The 22,031-nt window shown below is 61.9% G+C and carries 23 protein-coding genes; 9 read left to right on the top strand and 14 right to left on the bottom strand.

Annotated features, from left to right (window positions below; all coding sequences use genetic code 11):
- Positions 1-71 precede the first annotated feature (71 nt).
- The 4 genes from recG to sciP all read right to left on the bottom strand — a co-directional run bounded on the left by recG (position 72) and on the right by sciP (position 5,496).
- Positions 72-2,162: an ATP-dependent DNA helicase RecG gene (gene recG, locus H147_RS0101935; RefSeq protein WP_019953649.1), complete on the bottom strand. Its 2,091-nt coding sequence runs from the start codon at positions 2,160-2,162 to the stop codon at positions 72-74.
- Entirely contained in the window at positions 2,159-4,300 is a 2,142-nt protein-coding gene (gene ligA / locus H147_RS0101930; RefSeq protein ID WP_019953648.1) for an NAD-dependent DNA ligase LigA, read from the bottom strand. Before ligA ends, recG begins: the two co-directional genes overlap by 4 nt.
- Before the next feature lie 113 nt (positions 4,301-4,413).
- Positions 4,414-5,127 (bottom strand): response regulator transcription factor CtrA, encoded by a 714-nt coding sequence (gene ctrA, locus H147_RS0101925; protein WP_019953647.1) that lies wholly within the window; start codon positions 5,125-5,127, stop codon positions 4,414-4,416.
- Between the two features lie 90 nt (positions 5,128-5,217).
- The gene (gene sciP / locus H147_RS0101920) at positions 5,218-5,496 is read right to left on the bottom strand and encodes a CtrA inhibitor SciP (RefSeq protein WP_019953646.1); all 279 of its coding nucleotides are present in this window, start codon (positions 5,494-5,496) and stop codon (positions 5,218-5,220) included.
- Positions 5,497-5,627: 131 nt separating this feature from the next.
- Between sciP and mnmA the strand changes: the two genes are divergently transcribed.
- Positions 5,628-6,767: a tRNA 2-thiouridine(34) synthase MnmA gene (mnmA, locus tag H147_RS0101915; protein ID WP_019953645.1), complete on the top strand. Its 1,140-nt coding sequence runs from the start codon at positions 5,628-5,630 to the stop codon at positions 6,765-6,767.
- A gap of 92 nt (positions 6,768-6,859) precedes the next feature.
- Here mnmA and H147_RS0101910 read toward each other — a convergent pair whose 3' ends face one another.
- A complete protein-coding gene (locus H147_RS0101910) occupies positions 6,860-7,207 on the bottom strand; it encodes a rhodanese-like domain-containing protein (RefSeq protein ID WP_026352169.1) in 348 nt (115 codons plus the stop codon).
- Between the two features lie 123 nt (positions 7,208-7,330).
- On the opposite strand from H147_RS0101910, the gene H147_RS0101905 reads away from it, so the two are divergent.
- From H147_RS0101905 to H147_RS0101880, 6 genes are read left to right on the top strand one after another with little or no spacing between them, the layout of a single operon-like run.
- Entirely contained in the window at positions 7,331-8,194 is an 864-nt protein-coding gene (locus H147_RS0101905; RefSeq protein ID WP_026352168.1) for a hypothetical protein, read from the top strand.
- A gap of 36 nt (positions 8,195-8,230) precedes the next feature.
- Positions 8,231-9,148, top strand: a complete 918-nt coding sequence (metA, locus tag H147_RS0101900; protein WP_019953642.1) for a homoserine O-acetyltransferase MetA — start codon at positions 8,231-8,233, stop codon at positions 9,146-9,148.
- Positions 9,138-10,130, top strand: coding sequence for an alpha/beta fold hydrolase (locus tag H147_RS0101895; RefSeq protein ID WP_019953641.1), 993 nt, complete (start codon positions 9,138-9,140; stop codon positions 10,128-10,130). The genes metA and H147_RS0101895 overlap by 11 nt, the downstream gene beginning before the upstream one ends.
- 47 nt (positions 10,131-10,177) lie before the next feature.
- On the top strand, positions 10,178-11,047 hold the full coding sequence (ppk2, locus tag H147_RS0101890) for a polyphosphate kinase 2 (protein ID WP_019953640.1): 870 nt from the start codon (positions 10,178-10,180) through the stop codon (positions 11,045-11,047).
- The gene (locus tag H147_RS0101885) at positions 11,040-11,657 is read left to right on the top strand and encodes a TetR/AcrR family transcriptional regulator (protein ID WP_019953639.1); all 618 of its coding nucleotides are present in this window, start codon (positions 11,040-11,042) and stop codon (positions 11,655-11,657) included. The genes ppk2 and H147_RS0101885 overlap by 8 nt, the downstream gene beginning before the upstream one ends.
- 9 nt (positions 11,658-11,666) lie before the next feature.
- A complete protein-coding gene (locus H147_RS0101880) occupies positions 11,667-12,182 on the top strand; it encodes an acyloxyacyl hydrolase (RefSeq protein ID WP_019953638.1) in 516 nt (171 codons plus the stop codon).
- A gap of 57 nt (positions 12,183-12,239) precedes the next feature.
- Here H147_RS0101880 and H147_RS0101875 read toward each other — a convergent pair whose 3' ends face one another.
- From H147_RS0101875 to H147_RS0101850, 6 genes are all read right to left on the bottom strand, one after another.
- Positions 12,240-13,325, bottom strand: coding sequence for an ABC transporter ATP-binding protein (locus tag H147_RS0101875; protein WP_019953637.1), 1,086 nt, complete (start codon positions 13,323-13,325; stop codon positions 12,240-12,242).
- Positions 13,322-14,122 carry an ABC transporter permease gene (locus tag H147_RS0101870; RefSeq protein ID WP_019953636.1) on the bottom strand — a complete coding sequence of 267 codons (801 nt, stop codon included), beginning with the start codon at positions 14,120-14,122 and terminating at the stop codon, positions 13,322-13,324. Before H147_RS0101870 ends, H147_RS0101875 begins: the two co-directional genes overlap by 4 nt.
- Positions 14,119-14,991, bottom strand: a complete 873-nt coding sequence (locus tag H147_RS0101865; protein ID WP_019953635.1) for an ABC transporter permease — start codon at positions 14,989-14,991, stop codon at positions 14,119-14,121. Before H147_RS0101865 ends, H147_RS0101870 begins: the two co-directional genes overlap by 4 nt.
- A gap of 168 nt (positions 14,992-15,159) precedes the next feature.
- Positions 15,160-15,654 carry a 30S ribosomal protein S9 gene (gene rpsI, locus H147_RS0101860; protein WP_019953634.1) on the bottom strand — a complete coding sequence of 165 codons (495 nt, stop codon included), beginning with the start codon at positions 15,652-15,654 and terminating at the stop codon, positions 15,160-15,162.
- Entirely contained in the window at positions 15,654-16,115 is a 462-nt protein-coding gene (gene rplM / locus H147_RS0101855; protein WP_019953633.1) for a 50S ribosomal protein L13, read from the bottom strand. Before rplM ends, rpsI begins: the two co-directional genes overlap by 1 nt.
- 151 nt (positions 16,116-16,266) lie before the next feature.
- A complete protein-coding gene (locus H147_RS0101850) occupies positions 16,267-17,691 on the bottom strand; it encodes an aminotransferase-like domain-containing protein (protein ID WP_026352167.1) in 1,425 nt (474 codons plus the stop codon).
- An 87-nt stretch (positions 17,692-17,778) separates the two neighbouring features.
- Between H147_RS0101850 and H147_RS0101845 the strand changes: the two genes are divergently transcribed.
- Entirely contained in the window at positions 17,779-18,006 is a 228-nt protein-coding gene (locus H147_RS0101845) for a YjiS-like domain-containing protein (protein ID WP_026352166.1), read from the top strand.
- Positions 18,007-18,052: 46 nt separating this feature from the next.
- Here the strand turns inward: H147_RS0101845 and H147_RS0101840 are convergent, their stop codons facing one another.
- Positions 18,053-18,472, bottom strand: coding sequence for a PaaI family thioesterase (locus H147_RS0101840; RefSeq protein ID WP_019953630.1), 420 nt, complete (start codon positions 18,470-18,472; stop codon positions 18,053-18,055).
- A 30-nt stretch (positions 18,473-18,502) separates the two neighbouring features.
- Here H147_RS0101840 and H147_RS0101835 point away from each other — a divergent pair, with 30 nt between their 5' ends.
- Complete coding sequence (locus H147_RS0101835; RefSeq protein ID WP_019953629.1) at positions 18,503-19,324, top strand: enoyl-CoA hydratase; 822 nt, start codon at positions 18,503-18,505, stop codon at positions 19,322-19,324.
- 28 nt (positions 19,325-19,352) lie between these two features.
- On the opposite strand, the gene H147_RS0101830 is transcribed toward H147_RS0101835, so the two are convergent.
- Both H147_RS0101830 and ctaA read right to left on the bottom strand, forming a co-directional pair.
- Positions 19,353-20,822 carry a carboxypeptidase M32 gene (locus tag H147_RS0101830; protein ID WP_019953628.1) on the bottom strand — a complete coding sequence of 490 codons (1,470 nt, stop codon included), beginning with the start codon at positions 20,820-20,822 and terminating at the stop codon, positions 19,353-19,355.
- Positions 20,822-21,958, bottom strand: coding sequence for a heme A synthase (gene ctaA, locus H147_RS0101825; protein WP_019953627.1), 1,137 nt, complete (start codon positions 21,956-21,958; stop codon positions 20,822-20,824). The genes H147_RS0101830 and ctaA overlap by 1 nt, the downstream gene beginning before the upstream one ends.
- Positions 21,959-22,031: the final 73 nt, after the last annotated feature.

The following is a 22,031-nucleotide window of genomic DNA, read 5'->3' as shown; positions in this document are numbered from 1 at the left end:
TTGTTCTCATATCGAGTCGTGTCTGTAAAGAACTTTTTAGGAACATTTTAACACTTATGGGGACGACCCTGCTAACCTACTGAAATCAAACGGATCGCGCGATCCTGTTCCAGCAGCCACAACAGGGTCCTTGCGGCCTGCCCGCGCGGCGTTTGCAGGTCGGGGTCATCGTGCAGCAGCTTGCGCGCGTCCGATTGCGCCACCGCCATCAGCCCCGCCTGCCGTTCCAGATCGGCAATGCGGAACCGTGGCAGGCCCGATTGCGCGGTGCCGATGACATCGCCCGCGCCGCGCATGGCAAGGTCTTCTTCGGAGATGCGGAATCCATCTTCGGTCTCGCGGAGGATTTCCAGCCGCTTGCGCCCGTTCTCGGACAAGGGTGGTTGATAGATCAGGAGGCAGGTCGATGCCGCAGCCCCGCGCCCGACACGCCCGCGCAGCTGGTGCAATTGCGCGAGCCCGAAACTTTCCGCCCCTTCGATCATCATGATGCTCGCATTGGGCACGTTCACGCCCACCTCGATCACCGTGGTCGCCACCAGAACGCGGGTTTCGCCGCTGATGAACCGCGCCATAGCCGCGTCTTTTTCGGCGACAGGCATCTGGCCATGCACCAGCCCCACGACGCCGTCACCCAAGGCCGCGCGCAGGCGTTTGAAGCGTTCCTCGGCGGCGGTCATCTCGATGACTTCGCTTTCCTCGACCAGCGGGCAGACCCAATAGGCCTGCCGCCCGTCGGCGACAGCGGCGCGCAGTTTGGCGACAACCTCGTCCATCCGCGCGGCGGACACGAGCGCTGTCTGCACAGGTTTGCGCCCGGGCGGTTTTTCATCTAGCACCGACACATCCATATCGCCATATTGCGCAAGCGCGAGTGACCGCGGGATCGGCGTTGCCGTCATCACGAGCACATCGACGGCGCGGCCCTTGGCGCCCAGTTCCATCCGCTGCGCCACCCCGAAACGGTGCTGTTCGTCGATCACCGCCAGCCGCAGATCATGAAAATGCACGTCTTTCTGGAACACGGCATGGGTGCCGACAAGGATCTGGATCTCGCCCTGCGCAAGGGCTGTCAGTTTCGCGGCACGCTCGCTGCCCTTGTCGCGGCCTGTCAGCACCTCCAGCCGGACACCGGCGGCGGCGGCCAAAGGTTCCAGCCCCGCATAATGCTGCCGCGCAAGGATTTCGGTGGGGGCCATCATCACGCCCTGCCCGCCCGATTCCACGACCTGCAACAGCGCCATCATCGCGACCAGCGTCTTGCCGGACCCGACATCGCCCTGCAACAGCCGGTTCATCCGCAAAGGTGCGGCCAGATCGGCCCCGATTTCGGCAATGGCGCGGGTCTGCGCACCGGTCGGGCTGTAGGGCAAGGCTCCGAGAACGCGGGTTTGCAGCCGTCCGTCACCAGCCGATGCCGCGCCCTTGCCGCGCCGCGCGGTCGCGCGCGCCAAGGCCAGCGTGATCTGATGCGCCATCAATTCGTCATAGGCCAGCCGCGCGCGCGCGGGATGATGCGGCGACAGGTCAACAGGCGATTGAGGGTTGTGCACTAGATGCAGGGCCTCGGCCCAATCGGGCCAGCCTTCGCGCGCCTTTTGCGCGGGGTCGATCCAGTCGGGCAAATCCGGCAGCAACGCCAGCGCCGACCGGGTCGCTTTCCACATCGCCTTTTGCGTCAGGCCCGCATGCAGCGGATAGACGGGTTCAAACGCGGGGATCGTATCAGCCTCGACCGGGGCCAGCACATGATCGGGATGCACGATCTGCGCGATCCCGTCGAAAAGTTCGAGCTTGCCCGACACCACCCGCCGCTGGCCTGTGGGCAGCAGTTTCTGCAGATAATCGCCGCGCACATGAAAGAACACCAGTTGGAACGACGTGTCCGCATCCTGCACCGTGACGCGGTAAGGTTTGCCCTTGGATTTTGGCGGCATATGCAGGCCGACTGTGACCTCGACCGTGACAACGCAAGGCGCGATCACCTCGCGGATGGAGGCACGGCGGCGGCGGTCCACGCCGGACATCGGCAGGGTCAGCAGCAGGTCAGCCGGTTTAGCGATGCCCGCGTCCGTCATGACCTGCGCGGTCTTGGCCCCCACCCCGTCCAGCCGCGTGAGCGCGCCGAACAGCGGGAAAAGCGCCTCTGGCCGGCCGGTCATGCGGGGCCGATCAGCGCAAGCCAGCCGTCCTCGTCCATTGTGCGGATGCCAAGCGCTTCGGCCTTGGCGGCCTTGGACCCGGCCCCGGGCCCCGCGACAAGGATATCGGTCTTGGCGCTTACCGATCCCGCGACCTTGGCACCCAAGGATTCCGCGCGCGCCTTGGCCTCTGCCCTTGTCATCTTTTCCAGCCTGCCAGTGAAAACAATGGTCAGGCCGGACACGGGGCTGTCGCTGGCGACCTTGGGCGCGTCCTGCACGTCAAGCTCGGCCACCAAGGCGGCGATGGATGCGGCCTCTGACGGATTTTGCAGCGTCGTGATCAGCGATGTGGCCATCACGGCGCCCACGCCGTCGATGCTGGTCAGTTCGTCCCAAGCGGGCCCCTGTCCGATCTCGGCCTCTTGCATGGCTTGGGCGAAAGCGGTCCATGACCCGTAATGACTGGCCAAAAGCGACGCCGAGCTTTCGCCGACATGCCGGATTCCCAGCGCATAGATCAGCCGGTGCAGCGCGATCGCGCGTTTGTCATCGATGGCGGCAAAGAGGTTGTCGGCGCTTTTGGCGCCCCAGCCTTCGCGGTTTTTCAGCTGTTGCAGCCCCTGCCCATAGCGCGCGCGCAGCGTAAAAATGTCGACCGGCGTCGTGATCCAGCCATCAGCGTGGAATTGTTCGACCTGTTTGGCGCCCAGCCCTTCGATGTCGAAGGCAGCGCGGGATACGAAATGCTTCAGCCTTTCAACAGCTTGCGCGGGGCAGATCAGGCCGCCGGTGCAACGGCGCACCGCATCGCCCGCATCACGGATCGCGGGTGATCCACATTCGGGGCAGGTATCTGGGAATTGATAGGGGGTGGCATCCGCAGGCCTGCGCGCAAGGTCCACATCCTTGATCTTGGGGATCACGTCACCGGCGCGATACACCTGCACGAGATCGCCAACACGGATGTCGCGGCCATCGCGGATGGGCTGGCCATTGCCGCCGCGCCCGGCGATGTAATCCTCGTTATGCAGGGTCGCGTTGGATACGACCACACCGCCGACCGTCACCGGCGCGAGCCGCGCGACGGGTGACAGCGCGCCTGTACGCCCGACCTGAATGTCGATGGCATCCAGCGTGGTCCAGGCCAGTTCGGCAGGGAATTTATGCGCGATGGCCCACCGCGGTGTGGTGGATCGGAACCCCAGCCGCTGTTGCAAGGCCAGATCGTCGACCTTGTAGACGACGCCGTCGATGTCATAGCCAAGGCTGGCGCGCTGCGCCTCGATCCTTGTATAGATCGCGATCAGATCGGCGGTTGTGTCGCAGGTTGCGGTCAGCGGATTGGTCACGAACCCCAATTCCGCCAGCCGCGCGATGGCCCCCGATTGGGTGGCGGCCAAGGGGGCCGAAAGTTCGCCCCATGCATAGGCGAAGAAACGCAAAGGCCGCGCGGCGGTGATACTGGCGTCAAGCTGGCGCAAGGATCCGGCGGCGGCATTGCGCGGATTGGCGAAGTTTTTACCGCCTTTCTCCGCCTGCCGCGCGTTCAGGGCCGCGAAATCATCGTGGCTCATATAGACTTCGCCACGCACTTCCAGCACGGCGGGTGCGCCTTTCAGCTGCTGGGGAATATCACTGATGGTGCGCGCATTGGCGATGACGTTTTCGCCCACCGCCCCGTCGCCGCGTGTCGCGGCCTGCACCAGTTCCCCGTTTTCATAGCGCAGCGACAATGACAGCCCGTCGATCTTGGGCTCGGCGGTGTAGCGCAGCGGCTGGTCTGTGCCCAACCCCAAGTATTTGCGCACCCGTTCGTCGAAATCCGTCACGTCGTCATCGCTGAAGGCATTGCCCAGAGACAGCATCCGCACCGCATGCTGCACCTTGCCGAATCCCTCCGCCACCGCCGCGCCGATCTGGTCGCTGGGACTGTCGTCGCGTTTGAGGTCGGGAAAGCGCGCCTCGATCGCGGCGTTGCGCTGTTTCAGCACGTCATAGGCGGCATCGCTGATGTCGGGCGCGTCATCGCGATGATAGGCGGTATTGGCCTGCTGCAAGGCATCCGACAGCCGCGCCAGTTCGATCACCGCGTCGGCTTGCGTCAAATCCGCAACCGGAATCGTTGCGGTGTCCTGATCCTGTCCTGTCCGGCTCACCGGCTGCCCCCATTTGACCTGCGTCTCATGCTGCGCGCCAGATAGTGTTACGCAGGCCCGACGCCAAGGTCCAGTCGGCAAACCCGTATCAGGGTCTGGGCCGGCGCGGATGGTTACGCGCCAACCGCCAGTTTGGGGGCTGATTTGACGGGTTCGGGATCACGCAGGACATAGCCACGCCCCCAGACCGTTTCGATGTTGTTTTCGCCATCCGCAGCCTCGGACAGTTTTTTGCGCAGCTTGCAGATGAACACGTCGATGATCTTCAGTTCGGGTTCGTCCATGCCGCCGTACAGGTGGTTGAGGAACATTTCCTTGGTCAGTGTCGTGCCCTTGCGCAGCGACAAAAGTTCCAGCATTTGATATTCCTTACCGGTCAGATGCACGGTATTTCCGCCGACTTCGACTGTTTTGGCATCAAGGTTCACGGCAATCTGCCCGGTGCGGATGATCGATTGCGCATGGCCTTTGGACCGCCGGATGATCGCATGGATGCGCGCGACAAGTTCTTCGCGGTGAAACGGCTTGGTCAGATAATCATCCGCGCCGAAACCGAAGCTTTTCAGCTTGCTTTCGGTGCCGTCATCCCCTGTCAGAATCAGGATCGGCGTGTCGATCCGGCTGAGCCGCAACTGGCGCAGCACCTCGTGCCCGTTCATGTCCGGCAGGTTGAGGTCCAACAGGATCAGGTCGTAATCATACAGCTTCGCCAGATCGATCCCTTCTTCACCAAGGTCGGTGGTATAGACGTTCAGGTTGGCATGAGTCAGCATCAGTTCGATGCTTTTGGCTGTTGTCGGGTCATCTTCGACCAGCAGGACGCGCATAGGGATTCTCCACTCTGACTTGTGCACTTCACCATACGCGAAAAAAGGTTAACCACACGTTACTGGCAAAGAACAATTTACGAATGCGTGTTAAGGTTGTCTATACTTTTGCAGTGCGGTTGCCTTGAGGGCGGCCTCACCATGCGCGGCGACCGCGGATTCCCATGCCGTCATTTCTTCCTCGGACAAGGTGTAGGTTTCCATGGCTTCTGCCCGTGAAATCAACCCATATGTGACCGCGCGCACAACCGCCGCCTTGCGTGACGCGACCCATCGGCTGGTCGTCCTGTCGGGCAGGTCCGCCCGTGTCATCGTGGACCCGTCGGGCAATGTGACTGCACGCGGGCCTTCGATCTTTCGCAAATACATGTGGCACCCCTTTCCGGAAACTCCCGCAGATGTTATGCCGCCCATGACTTAACGAGAGGTGTAACCGCACCTTGAGAGTGCGTTGCATTTTTCTATATTTATATTTGTCTTTGAACCGACGGATCACGACAATGCCATTGGAAGCCACCATGAACTCGCTTGGTTTTGCCAAGTCCCCCGCCGACACCCGCGTGGTTGTCGCGATGTCGGGCGGCGTGGATTCGTCCGTCGTAGCGGCGAAACTGGCCGAGGAAGGTTACGATGTCGTGGGCGTGACGCTGCAGCTTTACGACCATGGCGCGGCGCTTGCGAAAAAAGGCGCATGTTGCGCGGGCCGCGACATCCATGACGCGCGCCGTGTGGCCGAGGACATGGGATTTCCACATTACGTGCTGGACTACGAAAACACCTTCCGCGAGGCGGTGATGGATGAATTCGCCGACAGCTATCTGGGTGGCGCGACGCCTGTCCCCTGCATCCGCTGCAATGAGCGCGTGAAATTCAAGGATCTGTTGCAGACCGCAAAGGAACTGGATGCCGATTGCATGGCGACCGGCCATTATATCCAGCGCAAGATGGGCGCGCAGGGTGCCGAATTGCACAGCGCGGCCGACGCGGCCAAGGATCAAAGCTATTTCCTGTTCTCGACCACGCAGGATCAGCTTGATTACCTGCGGTTTCCGCTGGGTCATCACAAGACCAAGGATGAGACCCGCGCTCTGGCGGCCAAATACGGGCTCAGCGTGGCGGACAAGCCCGACAGTCAGGACATCTGTTTCGTCCCCAACGGCGATTACGCCGCCGTCATCGAAAAACTGCGCCCCGGTGCCGCCGCCCCGGGCGAGATTGTCGACATCACCGGCAATGTGCTGGGCCAGCATCACGGCGTGATCCACTACACCGTGGGCCAGCGGCGCGGGCTTGGCATCGGCGGTCTGGCCGATCCGCTCTATGTCGTGCGGCTGGACGTGGACAAAAAACAGGTCATCGTCGGACCCAAGGACATGCTGGCCACCCGCCGCGTGCCTTTGCGCGAAATCAACTGGATCGGCGGCGGCAAGCTGACCGATCTGGCCGAACGGCAGGTCGCGGTGCGCGTCCGCTCCACCCGCCCCCCGACCGAGGCGATCCTGCGCCCGATCAACGACACCGAGGCCGAGGTCGAATTGCTGGTCGCCGAACAAGGCGTCTCGCCTGGGCAGGCCTGCGTGTTCTATGACACCGACAGCACCCGCGTGCTGGGCGGCGGCTGGATCTGGCGCGGACAATAGCCTCCGCGCGGCTTCTTCTTATTTCTGCAAATACTCCGGGGTGAACCCGGATTTATCCGGGTGAGGGGCAGCGCCCCTTGGTGGCGCAGCCGCTAGGCTTTACCGCGATAGGCGTTCAGCCCGCCCGCGATGAACCTGGCATTTCTGTAACCCATCGCCTGAAGGCTGGCCGCCGACAGGGCGCCGCGGTTGTTGGCGTTGCAATAGCACAGGATCGTGGTCTCGAGATCGGGCAGCATGTCTTCGATATTCATCTCGAGTTTGCCACGGCTGACATGCAGCGATCCCGCGATGTGATCGGCGTCATGTTCTTCCTTGTCGCGGATGTCGAGCGCCACGGCCCCTGCCGCGATCAGGCTGTCCACTTCGCTCGCGGGGACATCCGCGACCTGCGCGCGTGCGGCGTCCGCCATGGCTTGAAACTTGCTGGTATATTGCATCTGGTCCGATCCTTTCGACGATTGCAACCGCCTTAGCCGCTGCCGCCCTGCGGATCGGTGACATTATCACAAAGCCTGCAAAAATCGCTGGCAGATCGCCGCAAGCCCCTTTACCCAAAGGCCATGATTTACAAATCCGCATCCGACTGGCGCAATGCTGCGCAAAAACGTGTCCTGTTCTTCGCGATGTCGGGGCTGGGCAAGACCTATCTGTCCAGCATGCTGCGCCAGACGGGCGACTGGTTCCATTATTCCATCGATTACCGGATCGGCACCCGTTACATGGGCGAATATATCGCCGACAATGCCAAGCGCGAGGCGATGAAAGTGCCTTTCCTGCGCGACCTTTTGCGCAGCGATTCGATCTATATCGGGTCGAACATCTCCTTCAACGACCTGCGCCCGATGTCGTCCTACCTTGGCAAACCGGGTGATCCGGCCAAGGGCGGGTTGCCATGGGATGAATACACCCGCCGTCAGGACCAGTTCCAGCGGGCCGAGGTCGCGGCGCTGCATGACACGGGCCATTTCATCACGCGCTCGCACGATCTCTACCAATATCCGCATTTCGTCTGCGATACCGGCGGGTCGATCTGCGAATGGGTCGATGTGACCAACCCGCAGGATCCGATCATGACGGATCTGGCCTCAAAAACGCTGATGGTCTGGATCGAAGGCACCGACGCCCATACCGCCGAACTGATCCGCCGGTTTGACCGCGAACCGAAACCGATGTCCTATGATCCGGTGTTCCTGCTGGCGACATGGCAGGCGTATCTGGCGGAATTCGACGTGTCCCCCGATACCGTGGACCCCGACGATTTCATCCGCTGGGCATTCGCCAAAGCGCTGGCGCACCGCCAGCCGCGTTACAAGGCGATGGCGGATGGCTGGGGGATCACCGTGGCGCAGGATGACGTGGCTGAGGTGCGCGACGCGGACGGCTTTGTCGAGATGATCGCGCGGGCCCTTGAGAAGCGGGGCTGACGGGCCTATCTGCACCTGTCTGCGAGGATACCATTCATGCCGATCAAATTGCCATCCGCCCTGCCCGCCTATGATGTCCTGTCCAAGGAAGGCGTCATGGTGCTGGACGAAGTCACCGCCGCGCGGCAGGATATCCGCCCCTTGCGGATCGCGCTGCTGAACCTGATGCCCAAGAAGATCCAGACCGAAAACCAGTTCGCCCGCCTGATCGGGGCGACACCGTTGCAGATCGAGTTTTCACTGATCCGGATGAGCGAACACCAGACCCGCAACACCGCTGCCGAACATATGGAGGAGTTCTACAAACCCTTCTCGGACGTGCGGGACGAAAAATTCGACGGTCTCATCATCACCGGCGCGCCGATCGAACATCTGCCGTTCCACGATGTCACCTATTGGGACGAGCTGACGCAGGTCTTCGACTGGACCCAGACCAACGTCCATTCCACCTTTGGCGTCTGCTGGGGCGGCATGGCGATGATCAATTATTTCCACGGGGTGGAAAAACACCTGCTGGATCGAAAACTCTTTGGTTGCCTGCGGCATCAGAACAAAGCGCCCAGTTCGCCCTATCTGCGCGGGTTCTCGGATGATTGCGTGATCCCCGTCAGCCGCTGGACCGAAATGCGGCAGGATGAAATCGACGCTGTGCCGGGGCTGAAAACCCTGATCACCAGCCCCGAATCCGGGCCTGCGCTTGTCGAAGATATTGCCCATCGCGCGCTCTATATCTTCAACCATTTTGAATATGACACCGGCACGCTGAAACAGGAATACGACCGCGATATCGCCAACGGCACCCCGATCAACGTGCCTGCGAATTACTACCCCGATGACGATCCGTTGAAGACGCCGCAAAACCGCTGGCGGAGCCACGCGCACCTTCTATATGGCAATTGGATCAACGAGATCTATCAGACAACTTATTTCGATTTGGACAAAATTGGCACTTAAAGCTCTCTCTCTGACGGCGCTTGCGCTGGGCATCGGCGCGTTGCTGACCGCCTGCACGGCCTCGGCGCGCGCGGACCGGATCGAGGCCGCCTTCCCCCCTGTCGGCGATTTCGTGCAGGTCACGGGCGGGCGCGTGCATTATGTGCAGGCAGGCAGCGGGCCCGATGTGATCCTGCTGCATGGCGCGGGTGGCAATCTGCGCGATTTCACCTTCGATCTGATGGGCCAGCTGACTGACCGCTACCGCGTGACGGCCTTTGACCGTCCCGGCCTTGGTTATACCGACCGCGTGCCCGGCATCGCGACGGGCGCTTTTGCGACCGATGGTGACAGCCCCGCCGCCCAGGTTGCCATGCTGCGCGAGGCTGCGACCGCGCTCGATATCCGTGCGCCTGTTGTCGTCGGGCACAGTTTCGGCGGGATCGTTGCGATGGCGTGGGCCACGACGGGGATAGGTCGCGACGACCCGACCAATGCCGCCGCTGTCGTGTCTTTTGCGGGTGTGTCGATGCCGTGGCCGGGGGATCTCGGCACCTATTATTCAGTCAACGGCAGCGCGCTAGGCGGCGGTCTGGTCATCCCGCTGATCAGCGCCTTTGTTCCCAAAAGCACGGTGGACAATGCCGTCGCTGTCACCTTTGCGCCGCAGTCGCCGCCACCGGGTTATGTGGACCATCTGGGCGGCGAACTGGCACTGCGCGCGGACACGTTCCGCGCCAATGCGCGCCAGGTCAACACGCTGCGCCCCTTTGTCGTGGAGATGACACAGCTTTATCCGCAGATCACCATCCCGATCGAAATCATCCACGGGACTGCGGACGACACCGTCCCGATCCGTGTCCATGCCGAAGAGCTGATCAAGATCGCGCCCACCGCCAACCTTGTCCGGCTGGACGGGGTCGGCCACCAGCCGCACCATTCCCGACCGCCCGAAGCGATCGCCGCCATCGACCGGGCGGCATCGCGCGCCGGATTGCGCTAGGCGTCCCGCACGCCCATACTGGCGCGAAACAGCGCAAAGAGGGTTTTATGGATTTGCCATTCGACGGCGCGATCAGTCGCTATTTCAACGAAGGCGCCCCGCAGGACATCCGCGACCTGATCAGCGACGCCAAGAAGCACGACATCCTCAACCCCAGCTATCCTTACCCCAAAGAATGGGACAAGGACGATTACGAGGATGCCATCAAAAAGCTGCAGGTCGAACTGGTGCGGATGCAGGCCTGGGTGCGCGACACCGGCCAGCGGATTGTCGTGATCTTCGAAGGGCGCGATGCGGCGGGCAAAGGCGGCACGATCAAGCGGTTCCGCGAAAATCTGAACCCGCGCGGCGCACGCCTTGTGGCCCTGCCCAAGCCCAGCGATACCGAAGCCGCCCAATGGTATTTCCAGCGCTATATCGCACATCTGCCCGCCAAAGGGGAAATGACGCTGTTTGACCGCAGCTGGTACAATCGTGGTGTCGTCGAACATGTGTTCGGCTTCTGCACCCCAGAGCAGCGTGCCTGCTGGTTTTCGCAGGTGCCGGAATTCGAGGATATGCTGGCAAATGAAGGGATCACCCTGTTCAAGATCTGGCTGAATGTCGGACGGGCCACGCAATTGGATCGCTTTCTCGACCGTGAAAAAGATCCCCTCAAACAATGGAAACTCAGCCGGATCGATGTCGAGGGGCTGGCGCTTTGGGACGCGTATACCGACGCGATCCGCGAAACGCTGGACCGAACGCATCTGCCCTTTGCGCCATGGACAATCGTGCGGTCCGACGACAAGCTGCGCGCACGGGTGAACATGATCCGCTCTGTCCTGCAAGCGCTTGATTACACGCGCAAAGATGCGGATGCCTTAGGTGTCGTCGATCCGTCGATCGCGGGTGGTCCCGACCTTTGGCATGTCTAAGCGCGGCTATCACCACGGCAATCTGCGCGCCGAACTGATCGATGGCTGCCTGCGGCTGATCGAGATGCGCGGGCCAACGGGGTTCACCCTGTCCGAGGCCGCGCGCGAGGCGGGTGTCACCCCGGCGGCCGTCTATCGTCATTTCGCGGGGCGCGAAGACCTGATCGCCGCCGCCGCACAGGAAGGCTACGCCATTTTCGCCGACCTGATGGAACATGCCTTTGCCGATGGGCAACCCTCGGCTTTGGCCGCGTTCGAGGCGACAGGCCGCGCCTATCTGGCCTTCGCGCGCCGCTATCCGGGGCATTACATCGCGATGTTCGAATCGGGCGTATCGATCAACCACAGCCCCGATCTGCATGCCGTGGCGACGCGCGCGATGGGTGTGCTGGAAAAGGCCGCAGCGGCGCTGAGCCAGCACATCCCTGCCGACAAACGCCCGCCGCCGCAGATGTTCAGCGCCCATATCTGGGCGATGTCGCATGGCGTGGTCGAACTTTTCGCGCGCGGCAATCCGGGCCGGACAAGTCCGTTTCCACCCGATGATCTGCTGGAAACGGGCATCGGCATCTACTTGCGTGGGCTTGGCCTGCTGGACCCTGACATATAGGATCACCCCATGGACGGAACCTTCGCAGTCATCTTTTTCATTGTCGGCCTGACCGACACCTATCTGAACAGCTGCGCGACAGGCTGCTATCAGCTGCAAGACGCGCCTGCGCGGGTCGCGGTGCAGCTTAGCGACACATATTTCCAGTCTGACAACATCAGCCAGGAAATCTATGCCACCTACGACCTGCCGCGCCGCTATGGCGTGTTCCAGCCGGTCGTGGGCGCGAGTGCCACGACCGATGGCGATCTCTGGATCGGTGCCGGTGCGAAATGGACGACACAAGACGTGATCGACGGGCCGTTCTTTGTCGAGGCGTCGTTCATGCCGGGGTTTTACGCCCAAGGCGATGGGCCGGACCTTGGGCTGCCGCTCGAATTTCGCGGCGCACTCGGGGTCGGCTATATGTTCGACAATGGCGCGACGCTGACCGTCCTGGCGGACCACAGGTCAAACGGCGATCTGGGGGAGATGAATCCGGGGCTGGAAACCGTGGGCGTACGGTTCGCCATGGTGCTCGACTGATCCCATCTTCCGAGCCCAAATATCCCCCGCGGAGCGCTCCGGCGCAGCCGGACCCGCTTAGGCCAGCAATACCAGCGACCGTTCGTCCCAGACCACCTTGGTCTGGGTGCCGACGTCGAGAACCGGCCGACCGATCAGGTTCTTCATGGCGATATTCAGCGGCTGGTCTACGCCCGCGATCCGTACGTCGTAATAGGTCATGTCGCCGTAATAGACGACCTCATCCACCACGCCGTCGATCAGCTTGCGTTCGGTGGTTTCGCCGTCGAACAGGATCGCCAGCGTTTCGGGCCGCACGCCTGCGACGGCAGCACCCTTGTGAAGCGCCATGGGGGCCTGTTCCGCCTGCACGCTGACGCGGCCAAGGCCCGCGACATCGACCTCGATCGTGTCGCCGATCTCTTGCACATCCGCGCGCAGGAAATTCATCTTGCCGATGAATTCCGCCACGCGCCGCGAATTGGGACGCCGGTACAATGTCTCAGGATCAGCCAATTGCCCGATCTCACCTTCGAACATCACGGCGATGCGGTCGGACATGACCAGTGCCTCTTCCTGATCATGAGTGACCAGAATAAAGGTGATGCCGACATGCCGTTGCAGGCGGATCAGTTCGACCTGCATCTGTTCGCGCATCTTTTTATCCAGCGCGGACAAAGGTTCATCCAGCAACAGCACTTTGGGTTTCAGGATCAGCGCGCGCGCCAAGGCGACCCGTTGACGCTGGCCACCCGACAAAGCATGCGACGCGCGCTTGCCATAGCCTGACAGGCCGACCATCGCCAATGCCTCGTCCACCATCGTGGCCTTGTCGGCCTTGGACAGGTCCGCCCGCTTGCGCAGCCCGAAGGCCACGTTTTCGGCGACGCTCAGATGCGGAAAGATCGCATAGGACTGGAACACCATATTGGTCGGCCGCAGGTTGGCGGACACGCCGCGCATGTCCTTGCCGCCGATCATCACGACCCCGTCGGACACATCCTCCAGCCCCGCGATGGTGCGCAGCAACGTCGTCTTGCCGCAGCCCGAAGGCCCCAGAAGCGAAAAGAACTCGCCAGCATTGATGGTCAGGTCGATGTCACGCAGCGCGTGATAATCGCCATAATATTTGTTGACGCCCTTGAGCGTGATCAAAGCTGTCAAAGAAAGCCCCCTTTGTCTTTGACGCCCGCGCGGGCCATGCCGCGGCGGCGCAAAAGCTCTGCAATAGTCAACAGGATGATCGACAGCGCGACCAGAATCGTCCCCAGCGCCATGACGACAGGCAAGGACGCCGGAAACCGCATCAGCCCCCAAATATAGACCGGCATCGTCGGGCTGACGCCGGACAGAAAGAACGCGATGATGAATTCATCAAGGCTGATGGTGAAGGCGATCAACATGCTGGAAATGATCCCCGGCATCACCAAGGGCAGCGTCACCAGCCGGAACGCCGAAAACCGGCTTTCGCCAAGGTCCATCGCCGCCTCTTCCATGCTGGGGTCGAGGTTCTGGAAAGCGCCGTTCAGGATCGCGATGCAGAACGGTGTGCAGATCAGCACATGCGCCGCGATGATCGTCCAGTTGGACAGGCCCAGATCGAAGATTTGCACCACGACCACCAGCAGCGACACGGCGACGATAATCTCGGGCAGGACCAGAGGGAGCATGATGAACCCCATGATCCCCGCCTTGATCGGAAAGCGGTACATCGCCCCCGCGCGTGCGGCACAGATCCCCAGCAGCGTCGACAGGATCGCCGTCATCACCGCGATGAACAGCGAATTCCGCACCGCCGCATGCAGCGATGTGTTGGTCATCAATTCGCCGAACCAGTTCGTCGTGAAGCCGGACAGCGGAAAGGCGATGATCGTCGCATCGTTAAAGGCAAAGATCGGCAGCAGCACGATCGGCGCATAGAGAAAAATCAGATAGGCGATGGCATAGACGCGCAGGCTCATGACCGCCCCCGCAGCCAGCGGCGGTTGAGCAGAACGAACATAAGGCTGATCGCCGTGACCGACAGCATCGCGACGACAGCCAGCGCCGCGCCCAATGGCGCATTATTCAGCGCGAGAAACTGGGTCTGGATCATGTTCGCAATCAGCTTGCCACCGGCCCCGCCCATCAGTTCTGGTGTCACGTAATCGCCGATGGTCGGGATGAATACGATCAACACCGCCGCCACGACGCCGGGCATGGCCAAGGGCAAGGTCACACGGAAGAAGGTCATCACCTTGTTTTCCCCCAGATCGCGCGATGCCTCGAGCAGGGAGCGGTCAATCTTTTCCAAAGCGACAAAGATCGGCAGGATCGCGAAAGGCGCGAAAGCATGGGCCAGCGTGATGATCACGGCATTCACATTGTAAAGAATGAAGGTCAGCGGTTCGTCGATCAGGCCGATGTTCAACAGCCCGGTGTTGATCACGCCGTTATAGCCAAGGATTACCTTCCACAGGAAAACCCGGATCAGGTAGGACGTCCAGAACGGGATCGTGATCAGGAACAGCCATAGCGATTTACGGTCGGGCCTGACGTGAAACGACACAAAATAGGCAATCGGAAACGCCAGCAGCACCGTCACCACCGTCACCACGGCAGACACGTAAAGCGAACGTTGCAGCAACGCCCCGTAGATGGGCTGTGTGATGATCTCGCGGTAGTTGTTCAACGTGAATGTCGTGTCGACATCCATGAAGTTTTGCGTCCAGAAGCTGAACAGGATGATCGCCCCCAGGGGGAAGGCCATCAGCGCCAGCGCATAGAAAAACGGCGGGCTGATCAGTAACAGCCCGCGCCCGCCTTCGGTCGATGTCAGTTTCTTGAACATAGGGCGATCTTCATCTTCACGTCGGAAAGATCAATACGAAAGTGACGTGACGCTGCCCGATCGCGTCGGATTTTCCATCATCTGCCACTATTTACGCCGATCCTCGTCGGGCGGCTGGCGCAGCAAAAAGGCCCGCCAAGGCGGGCCTTTTCAAAGATGCGGAACAGCTTAACGCTTGGAGAACTGGAAGCTCTTGCGCGCCTTTGCCTTGCCGTATTTCTTGCGTTCCACCACGCGGCTGTCGCGGGTCAGGAAACCGGCAGCTTTCAGCGCGGGGCGCAGGGATGGATCATAAAGCTGCAGCGCCTTGGACACACCATGCTTGACCGCACCGGCCTGACCGGACAGACCGCCGCCCTTGACGGTAGCGACCACGTCGAACTGACCGGCGACACCGGCGATCGAGAATGGCTGCGCCAGAATCATCTGGAGCACGGGGCGCGCGAAATAGGTCTTCATTTCCTTGCCGTTGACGGTGACCTTGCCGGAACCGGGGCGGATCCAGACGCGGGCGACCGCATCCTTGCGCTTGCCGGTGGCATAGGACCGACCCAGCGCATCGCGCACGGGTTCACGGGGGGCGGCGACGGGGGTCGGTGCCGCAGCTTCGACACCTTCCGCGACCTGGCCCAGATCTTCGAGCGAATTGACTTGATCGGCCATTATGCGGTCCTCGTGTTCTTCGGGTTCATGGATTTGACATCCAGAACTTCGGGCTTTTGTGCGTCCATGCCATGTTCCGCCCCTGCGAAGATACGCAGATGGGTCATTTGCTGGCGGGACAGCTTGCCGCCGGGCAGCATGCGCTGGACGGCTTTTTCGATGACGCGCTCGGGGTGCTTGCCTTCGAGGATCTCTGCCTTGGTCTTGGACTTGATCCCGCCGGGGTGGCCGGTGTGCCAGTAATAACGCTCGTCGCGCTTGTTACCGGTCATCTGGATCTTCTCGGCGTTGATCACGATCACATTGTCGCCCATATCCATGTGCGGTGTGAAGGATGGCTTGTGCTTGCCGCGCAAGCGCATGGCGATGATCGAGGCAAGACGGCCCAGAACAACGCCTTCAGCGTCGATCAGGATCCATTTCTTGTCGATATCCGCCGGGGTAGCGGTAAAGGTTTTCATATCTCACCAGAAGGTTTGTGGTGGCGCAACGCCACGGTCATTCGGATAGGTGGCTTATAAGCGCCATAAAATGCGCGTCAAGCGGGGTTTTTCCGAAATAACCAAGTAAAAACATTGTCTTGCAAATTAGGTATCATAATACCCCACAAAACTACACCGAAATCCGCTGTGGCGGATGGGCCAGCAGATCGCGCAGCACATGCATCGCATCGACAAAGGTCTGATGCGGCACCAGCCCGTTCACCGCAACGCGCACCGCATGCTCGCTGCGCCCGTCGCGCAGGGCAAAATCATCGGCGGATTTGATCAGCACGCCCGCGGCATCGGCCGCTTGCAGAAATTCGCCGCTACGCCAGCCGAGCGGCAGCTCGAGCCAGACAAATGGCACGTCCTCGGACCAGCTGAGCTTGTACATGCCCAGCACGTTGACAGCGGCCCGGATATCCTGCGCGATCCTGTCCCTGACCGCATCCAGCACAGCGTCGATCCCGGGTTGCGCCAGGATATGCGCATAAAGATCGGTCATCAACCGCGACACGCCAAAAGAGCTGAACGTCGCGGTGCGCACCAGCGCCGATGTCCACCCCTGCGGGGCCAGCGCAAACCCGATCCGCAACGCCGCCGAGATCGATTTCGCCGGTGAAACCACATGCCAGCCCAGATCGGGCAGCAAGGCGCGATAGCTGGGCCCGATATGCGCCGAGCGCATCAGCCGGTAACAATCGTCATCCAGCACATGCACACCATAGCGCTGCGCGATCCGTGCAATCTGGGTCCGGCGGGCGGGTGTCGTGGGGCGTACCGTGGGGTTGCAGACCTCGGACGAGGTGCAAAAGACCTGCACGCTCTGCGCCTTGATCAAAGCCTCAAAGGCCGCGGGGTCAGGCCCCTCCGCATCCCAGGGCACGCCCACGACATCGGCGCGGCACATCGCAGCGGCATAGCGAAAGCCGCCGTAGCTCAGCGCGTCGACCGCCACGACAGGGCGCGCGCCATGCAGGATGGTTTGCAGGATCATCACGACCGCGCTTTGCCCGCCATGGGCCGTGACGATATCGTCCACCGTAAAGGCGCCGATCCGCGCGACGCTGAGATATGTTGCGGCGGCCCTGCGCGCAGCCAGATCGGTCTGCCTGTCGGGATAACGCAGCAGGTGTTCGGTCGGCATGCTGTCGGCCAGATGGTGCAGCGCATCGCGGATCATCTGCCCCTGCCCCATGTCCGGCATTTTCGGGCTGAGCAGATGCGCCACATCGGCGGCATGCGACATGCGGTCATCAGCCGCCAGAATCGCAGGGCTGGCCGCGCGCAGGCTGCGCTGTGCGGGGGCCACAAAGGTGCCGCGCCCGACCGCCGCGACAAGGCGGCCTTCTTCGGTCAGCAGCTGATAGGCCCGCGCGACAGTCCCCGGTGTCACGCCGATCTGATAGGCCAGATCACGCACGGGCGGCAGTTTGGCCTCAGGTGCCAATTGTCCCGATACGATTGCTTCACGGATCGCCTGCGCCAGCGCCTTGAATTTCGATTTCCCCGCAAGGCCAAGCGGTGATTTGAAAATTGTATCCGATACAATCATTTCATGGACCTTTCGTTGGCGCATATTGTATCGTTCAATTGTAGCATTTATCTAAATTGTGTCAATACAATACGAAAGGATTGTCCCATGTCATATACGATCCAGCCAATGCAAATCGCGGTTCTGACCAGCCAGTCCCATGTGCCGGTCATGGCCGGACTGGCCCTGCGTTTTGCGGTGATCGTGACCACATGGGACCTGCGCCGGCGCACGCGGCGCCATTTGCGCGCTCTGCCACCGTATCTTTTGACCGATATTGGCCTGGACCACCCCGCGGCGGTTGCCGAAGCGTCCAAGCCTTTCTGGCGGGCCTGACAGCCCCGCCTCTTCCTGAATGGGCCGGGGTTTCCCGGCCCATTTTTCAGGCACGCGGGATCGCGTAAGTCAGACTGGCCCGCGCCACAGGGGCCGCCTGCCCCGCGCTATAGATCAGCGCATCCGTCACGGCCAGCGCACGGCCGAGCTTCAGCAGCCGCGCCTCGCAGACCAGCATCTGCCCGGCGGCGGGCTTGCGCATGAAATCAATGCTGCAATTGGTGGTGACGGCCAGCGCCTTGGGTCCGATATTGGCAAGAATGATCAGATAGGCCGTCACATCCGCCAGCGCGAACATCGCAGGCCCCGAAACCGTGTCGCCCGGGCGCAGGTGGCGCTCTGCGACAGGCATCTGCACCGTGATCCGGTCAGCCGACAGGTCGGCAATGATGAAATCACCCTGTACCTGCGGAAAAGCTGTTTCCAGAAACGCGTGCAGATCGGCGGCATCCATTTTCAGCGTCATGACTTCCCCTCTGGCCTGTGCTGGCTTAGCATGATGCCACACCCGACAAAGGACAAGCCGATGGATATCCTGCTGCGCCAAGACCGCGACCATATCGCCCATCTGACGCTGAACGCACCCGACAGGCTCAACGCGCTGTCTGACGCCATGCTGGCGGCCCTGCACGGCACGCTGGACCAGATCGTCGACGATACGGAGGTCCGTGCGGTCATCATCGCGGGCAGTGGCAAGGCCTTTTGCGCGGGCCATGATCTGCGCGAAATGCAGGCGGGACGGCAGGCCGCCGATGGCGGGGCCGCCTATTTTGCGGATATCTTCGCGCGCTGTGCAGCCGTCATGCAGCGCATCCAGTCAATGCCGCAGCCTGTCATCGCGCAGGTCCATGGCATCGCGACCGCTGCAGGGTGCCAGCTGGTCGCCACCTGCGACATGGCGATTGCGGCCGATGACACCCGCTTTGGCGTGAACGGCGTCAATATCGGGCTGTTCTGTTCCACTCCGATGGTGGCGCTGACCCGCAACATTCCCCGCAAGGCCGCGTTCGAAATGCTGACGACAGGCCGCTTCATCCATGCCGACGAGGCCACCCGCCTTGGCCTGATCAACCGCGCGGTGCCGCTGGCAACACTCGCCGATGAAACCCGCGCCCTTGCGCAATCCATCGCTGCCAAACTGCCCGTCGCGGTCAAGATCGGCAAATCCGCCTTCTACGATCAGGCGCAACTGACCACCGCCGAAGCCTATGCCTATACCAGCGCCGTGATGGTCGAGAACATGATGGTGCGCGACACCGACGAGGGGATCACTGCGTTCCTCGAAAAGCGCCCCCCCGACTGGTCATCTTCAGAGTAAAAATATCCCCGCCGGAGGCATAAAAGTTCTAGAGGCCATATATCCCCGAAAACTTCGCCTCCAGATAGTCCAGCAACGGCCCCTCCTGCGGCGCAAAGCCTGCCGCATGGGTGATCGTCTCGACCGGTGTCCGCAGCCCCCCGAATTGCTGCAGATTGCGGCGCAGCCAGCCCGTCGCGCGTGACGTATCCCCGCGCGCCAGATCATCGTCCAGATCCGGCACCGCCGCACGCAGCGCCTGATGCAGGCAACCCGCATAGACATTGCCCAAGGTGTAGGTCGGGAAATAACCGAACAATCCTTCGGACCAGTGCACATCCTGCAAGACGCCGTTGGACGGACGGTCCACAGCGAAACCGAAATCGGCGGCAAAGCGGTCGTTCCACGCCGCCTCCAGATCGGTCACCGCCAGATCGCCCGACACCAGCACGCGTTCCAGATCGAAACGCAGCAGCACATGCAGGTTATATTGCAGCTCGTCCGCTTCGGTGCGGATGAACCCGTCGCTGACGCGGTTGACGCAGGCATAAAAGGCATCTTCATCCGCGATGCCGAAATCGCCGAATGCATCCCGCATCTGCCCGTAAAGCCAGCCGGTAAAGGCGCGGCTGCGGCCAAGCTGGTTTTCGTAAATCCGGCTCTGGCTTTCATGCACGCCCATCGACACGCCGGCCCCCAGCGGTGTCAGCAGATGCGCACGGTCGATCCCCTGTTCATAGGCGGCATGGCCGACCTCGTGGATCGTGGAATAGAAACAGTTGAACGGATCGGCAGGGTTGGTGCGGGTCGTGATCCGCACATCAAGGCCGGAACCCGAGGAGAACGGATGCACCGCCTTGTCGATGCGCCCCGTATCAAGGTCATAGCCAAAGGCGAGCGCAAGCTTGGTCGACAGCGCAAGCTGCGCTGTCTCGTCGAACAGGCCCGTCAGGGCGGGCGGCTTGGGCCGGTCCAGCACGGCGGCGCGCAAGTCCACCAAGCGCGGGCGCAAGGCGGCGAACATCGCACTCAGGCTCGCCCCCGTCGCGCCGGGTTCGTAATCATCGAGCAGCGCGTCATAAGGATCGGCATTGCCCGCGATGGCGGCAGCCTCTTCGCGGCGCAGGTCCAACACCTGTTGCAGCACCGGCAGAAACGCCGCGACATCCTCTTCGGCGCGGGCCTTGGCCCAGATCCTGTGCGCGCGGGATGTGGTCTGCGCGAGTTCCGTGGCCAGCCGTGCCGGCACCTTGGTCGCGCGGTCGAAACCGCGGCGGATATGGCGCAGGTTGGCGGCGGCGACATCATCGGCCGCCTCGGCCGCCTCCAGCCAGTCACCCACGCGCGGGTCGGTGCGACGGGCGTGCAGGATGCTGGCCATCGCGCCATGTTCCTCGGCGCGTTGCGGGCCTGCGCCATCGGGCATCACGGTTTCCTGATCCCACCCCAGACGGCCAGCCACCTGCGCCAGCGCCTCGGTGTCGCGCTGGAAGGCCATCAGTTCGGTATATGCACTCATCAAGCGGTCCTTACGGATTGGGGTTTAGGATAGCGCGCCATGAACCGCGCGCGCAGGATCGTGGCCCAAAGCACGACCGCCACGAATTGATGCGTGATCGCCAGATGCACAGGTGCAGAATAGATCACCGTCACGATTCCCAGCACGACTTGTAATGTCATCACCGCCATCATCATGTTGAACGCTGCACGGATATATCTGTTGGCTGCGCTGCGCGCGATCCACCAGACCACCAGCGCGCCTGCAAAAAGGATATAGCCCGCCATCCGGTGCATGAACTGCACCAGCCCCGCATCTTCAAAGAAATTGCGCCAGACCGGGTCAAGGTTGAAAGGCTCGGGCGGAAAGAACCCGCCCGCCATCAACGGCCAGTCGGGAAAGGCGCGGCCCGCGTCGATGCCAGCGACCAGCGCGCCCAGCAGGATCTGCACAAAGGCCAGCCCCACCAGCACGCCGCCCCATTTCGCCAGCCGCCCGTCCCCCGACCGGCGTGCCTGCAACAGATCAGCCGACGGGCGGCCCAGAAGATAGACATACCAGGCGATGAAGCCGAAAATCACAAAAGCCAGCCCCAGATGGGTGGCCAGACGGTAGGACGCAACGCTCAACATGCCCTCTTGCAGGCCCGATGCCACCATCCACCAGCCGATCGCCCCCTGTAATCCGCCCAAAGCGCCAAGGAACAGCAACCGTCCGGTCCAACCCGCCGGAATCTGGCGGCGCAACAGGAAGTAAAAGAAACCCAATGCCCAGACGAGGCCGATGAACCGGCCCAACTGGCGATGGCCCCATTCCCAGTAATAGATGACCTTGAATTCCTCCATGCTCATCCCGCGGTTCATCAACTGATATTGCGGGATCTCGCGGTATTTATCGAACTCGACCTGCCACGCCTCGGCGGACAGGGGCGGCAATGCGCCGGTCACCGGGGCCCATTCGGTGATCGACAGGCCGCTGTCGGTCAGGCGGGTGAGCCCGCCCACCGCGATCATGATGACGACCAGCGCGAAAAGCGCCATCAACCACGCCCTGATCGCCAGCCGCGCGCCTTGTCCGGCACGCGCGATCCCGCCGGGGGTCGCGGCCTGTTTGGGGCTGTCGCCGACCTCTTCGAAAATGCTGCGCTTGGTTGCCATGGCCGTCTCCGTCTTGTTGCGGCGGAACCTAGGTCCGGCACGCCCCAAGCGCAAGCGTCAGGGTGCCACAGGT

This window comes from Yoonia vestfoldensis DSM 16212 (genome assembly GCF_000382265.1).
GTDB classification, from domain to species: Bacteria; Pseudomonadota; Alphaproteobacteria; order Rhodobacterales; family Rhodobacteraceae; genus Yoonia; species Yoonia vestfoldensis.
The sequence above is the reverse complement of the archived record's forward strand: the minus strand, read 5'-3'. Positions and strand labels throughout refer to the sequence as shown.

Coding starts and splice junctions, on each gene's coding strand:
- recG (WP_019953649.1), bottom strand. CDS start 2,162: ATGACCGGCCGGCCAGAGGCGCTTTTCCCGCTGTTCGGCGCGCTCACG.
- ctrA (WP_019953647.1), bottom strand. CDS start 5,127: ATGCGCGTCCTGCTGGTCGAAGATGACCCGACAACAGCCAAAAGCATC.
- sciP (WP_019953646.1), bottom strand. CDS start 5,496: ATGTATTTGCGAAAGATCGAAGGCCCGCGTGCAGTCACATTGCCCGAC.
- mnmA (WP_019953645.1), top strand. CDS start 5,628: ATGCCATTGGAAGCCACCATGAACTCGCTTGGTTTTGCCAAGTCCCCC.
- H147_RS0101910 (WP_026352169.1), bottom strand. CDS start 7,207: ATGCAATATACCAGCAAGTTTCAAGCCATGGCGGACGCCGCACGCGCG.
- H147_RS0101905 (WP_026352168.1), top strand. CDS start 7,331: ATGATTTACAAATCCGCATCCGACTGGCGCAATGCTGCGCAAAAACGT.
- metA (WP_019953642.1), top strand. CDS start 8,231: ATGCCGATCAAATTGCCATCCGCCCTGCCCGCCTATGATGTCCTGTCC.
- ppk2 (WP_019953640.1), top strand. CDS start 10,178: ATGGATTTGCCATTCGACGGCGCGATCAGTCGCTATTTCAACGAAGGC.
- H147_RS0101885 (WP_019953639.1), top strand. CDS start 11,040: ATGTCTAAGCGCGGCTATCACCACGGCAATCTGCGCGCCGAACTGATC.
- H147_RS0101880 (WP_019953638.1), top strand. CDS start 11,667: ATGGACGGAACCTTCGCAGTCATCTTTTTCATTGTCGGCCTGACCGAC.
- H147_RS0101870 (WP_019953636.1), bottom strand. CDS start 14,122: ATGAGCCTGCGCGTCTATGCCATCGCCTATCTGATTTTTCTCTATGCG.
- H147_RS0101865 (WP_019953635.1), bottom strand. CDS start 14,991: ATGTTCAAGAAACTGACATCGACCGAAGGCGGGCGCGGGCTGTTACTG.
- rpsI (WP_019953634.1), bottom strand. CDS start 15,654: ATGGCCGATCAAGTCAATTCGCTCGAAGATCTGGGCCAGGTCGCGGAA.
- rplM (WP_019953633.1), bottom strand. CDS start 16,115: ATGAAAACCTTTACCGCTACCCCGGCGGATATCGACAAGAAATGGATC.
- H147_RS0101850 (WP_026352167.1), bottom strand. CDS start 17,691: ATGATTGTATCGGATACAATTTTCAAATCACCGCTTGGCCTTGCGGGG.
- H147_RS0101845 (WP_026352166.1), top strand. CDS start 17,779: ATGTCATATACGATCCAGCCAATGCAAATCGCGGTTCTGACCAGCCAG.
- H147_RS0101840 (WP_019953630.1), bottom strand. CDS start 18,472: ATGACGCTGAAAATGGATGCCGCCGATCTGCACGCGTTTCTGGAAACA.
- H147_RS0101835 (WP_019953629.1), top strand. CDS start 18,503: ATGATGCCACACCCGACAAAGGACAAGCCGATGGATATCCTGCTGCGC.
- H147_RS0101830 (WP_019953628.1), bottom strand. CDS start 20,822: ATGAGTGCATATACCGAACTGATGGCCTTCCAGCGCGACACCGAGGCG.
- ctaA (WP_019953627.1), bottom strand. CDS start 21,958: ATGGCAACCAAGCGCAGCATTTTCGAAGAGGTCGGCGACAGCCCCAAA.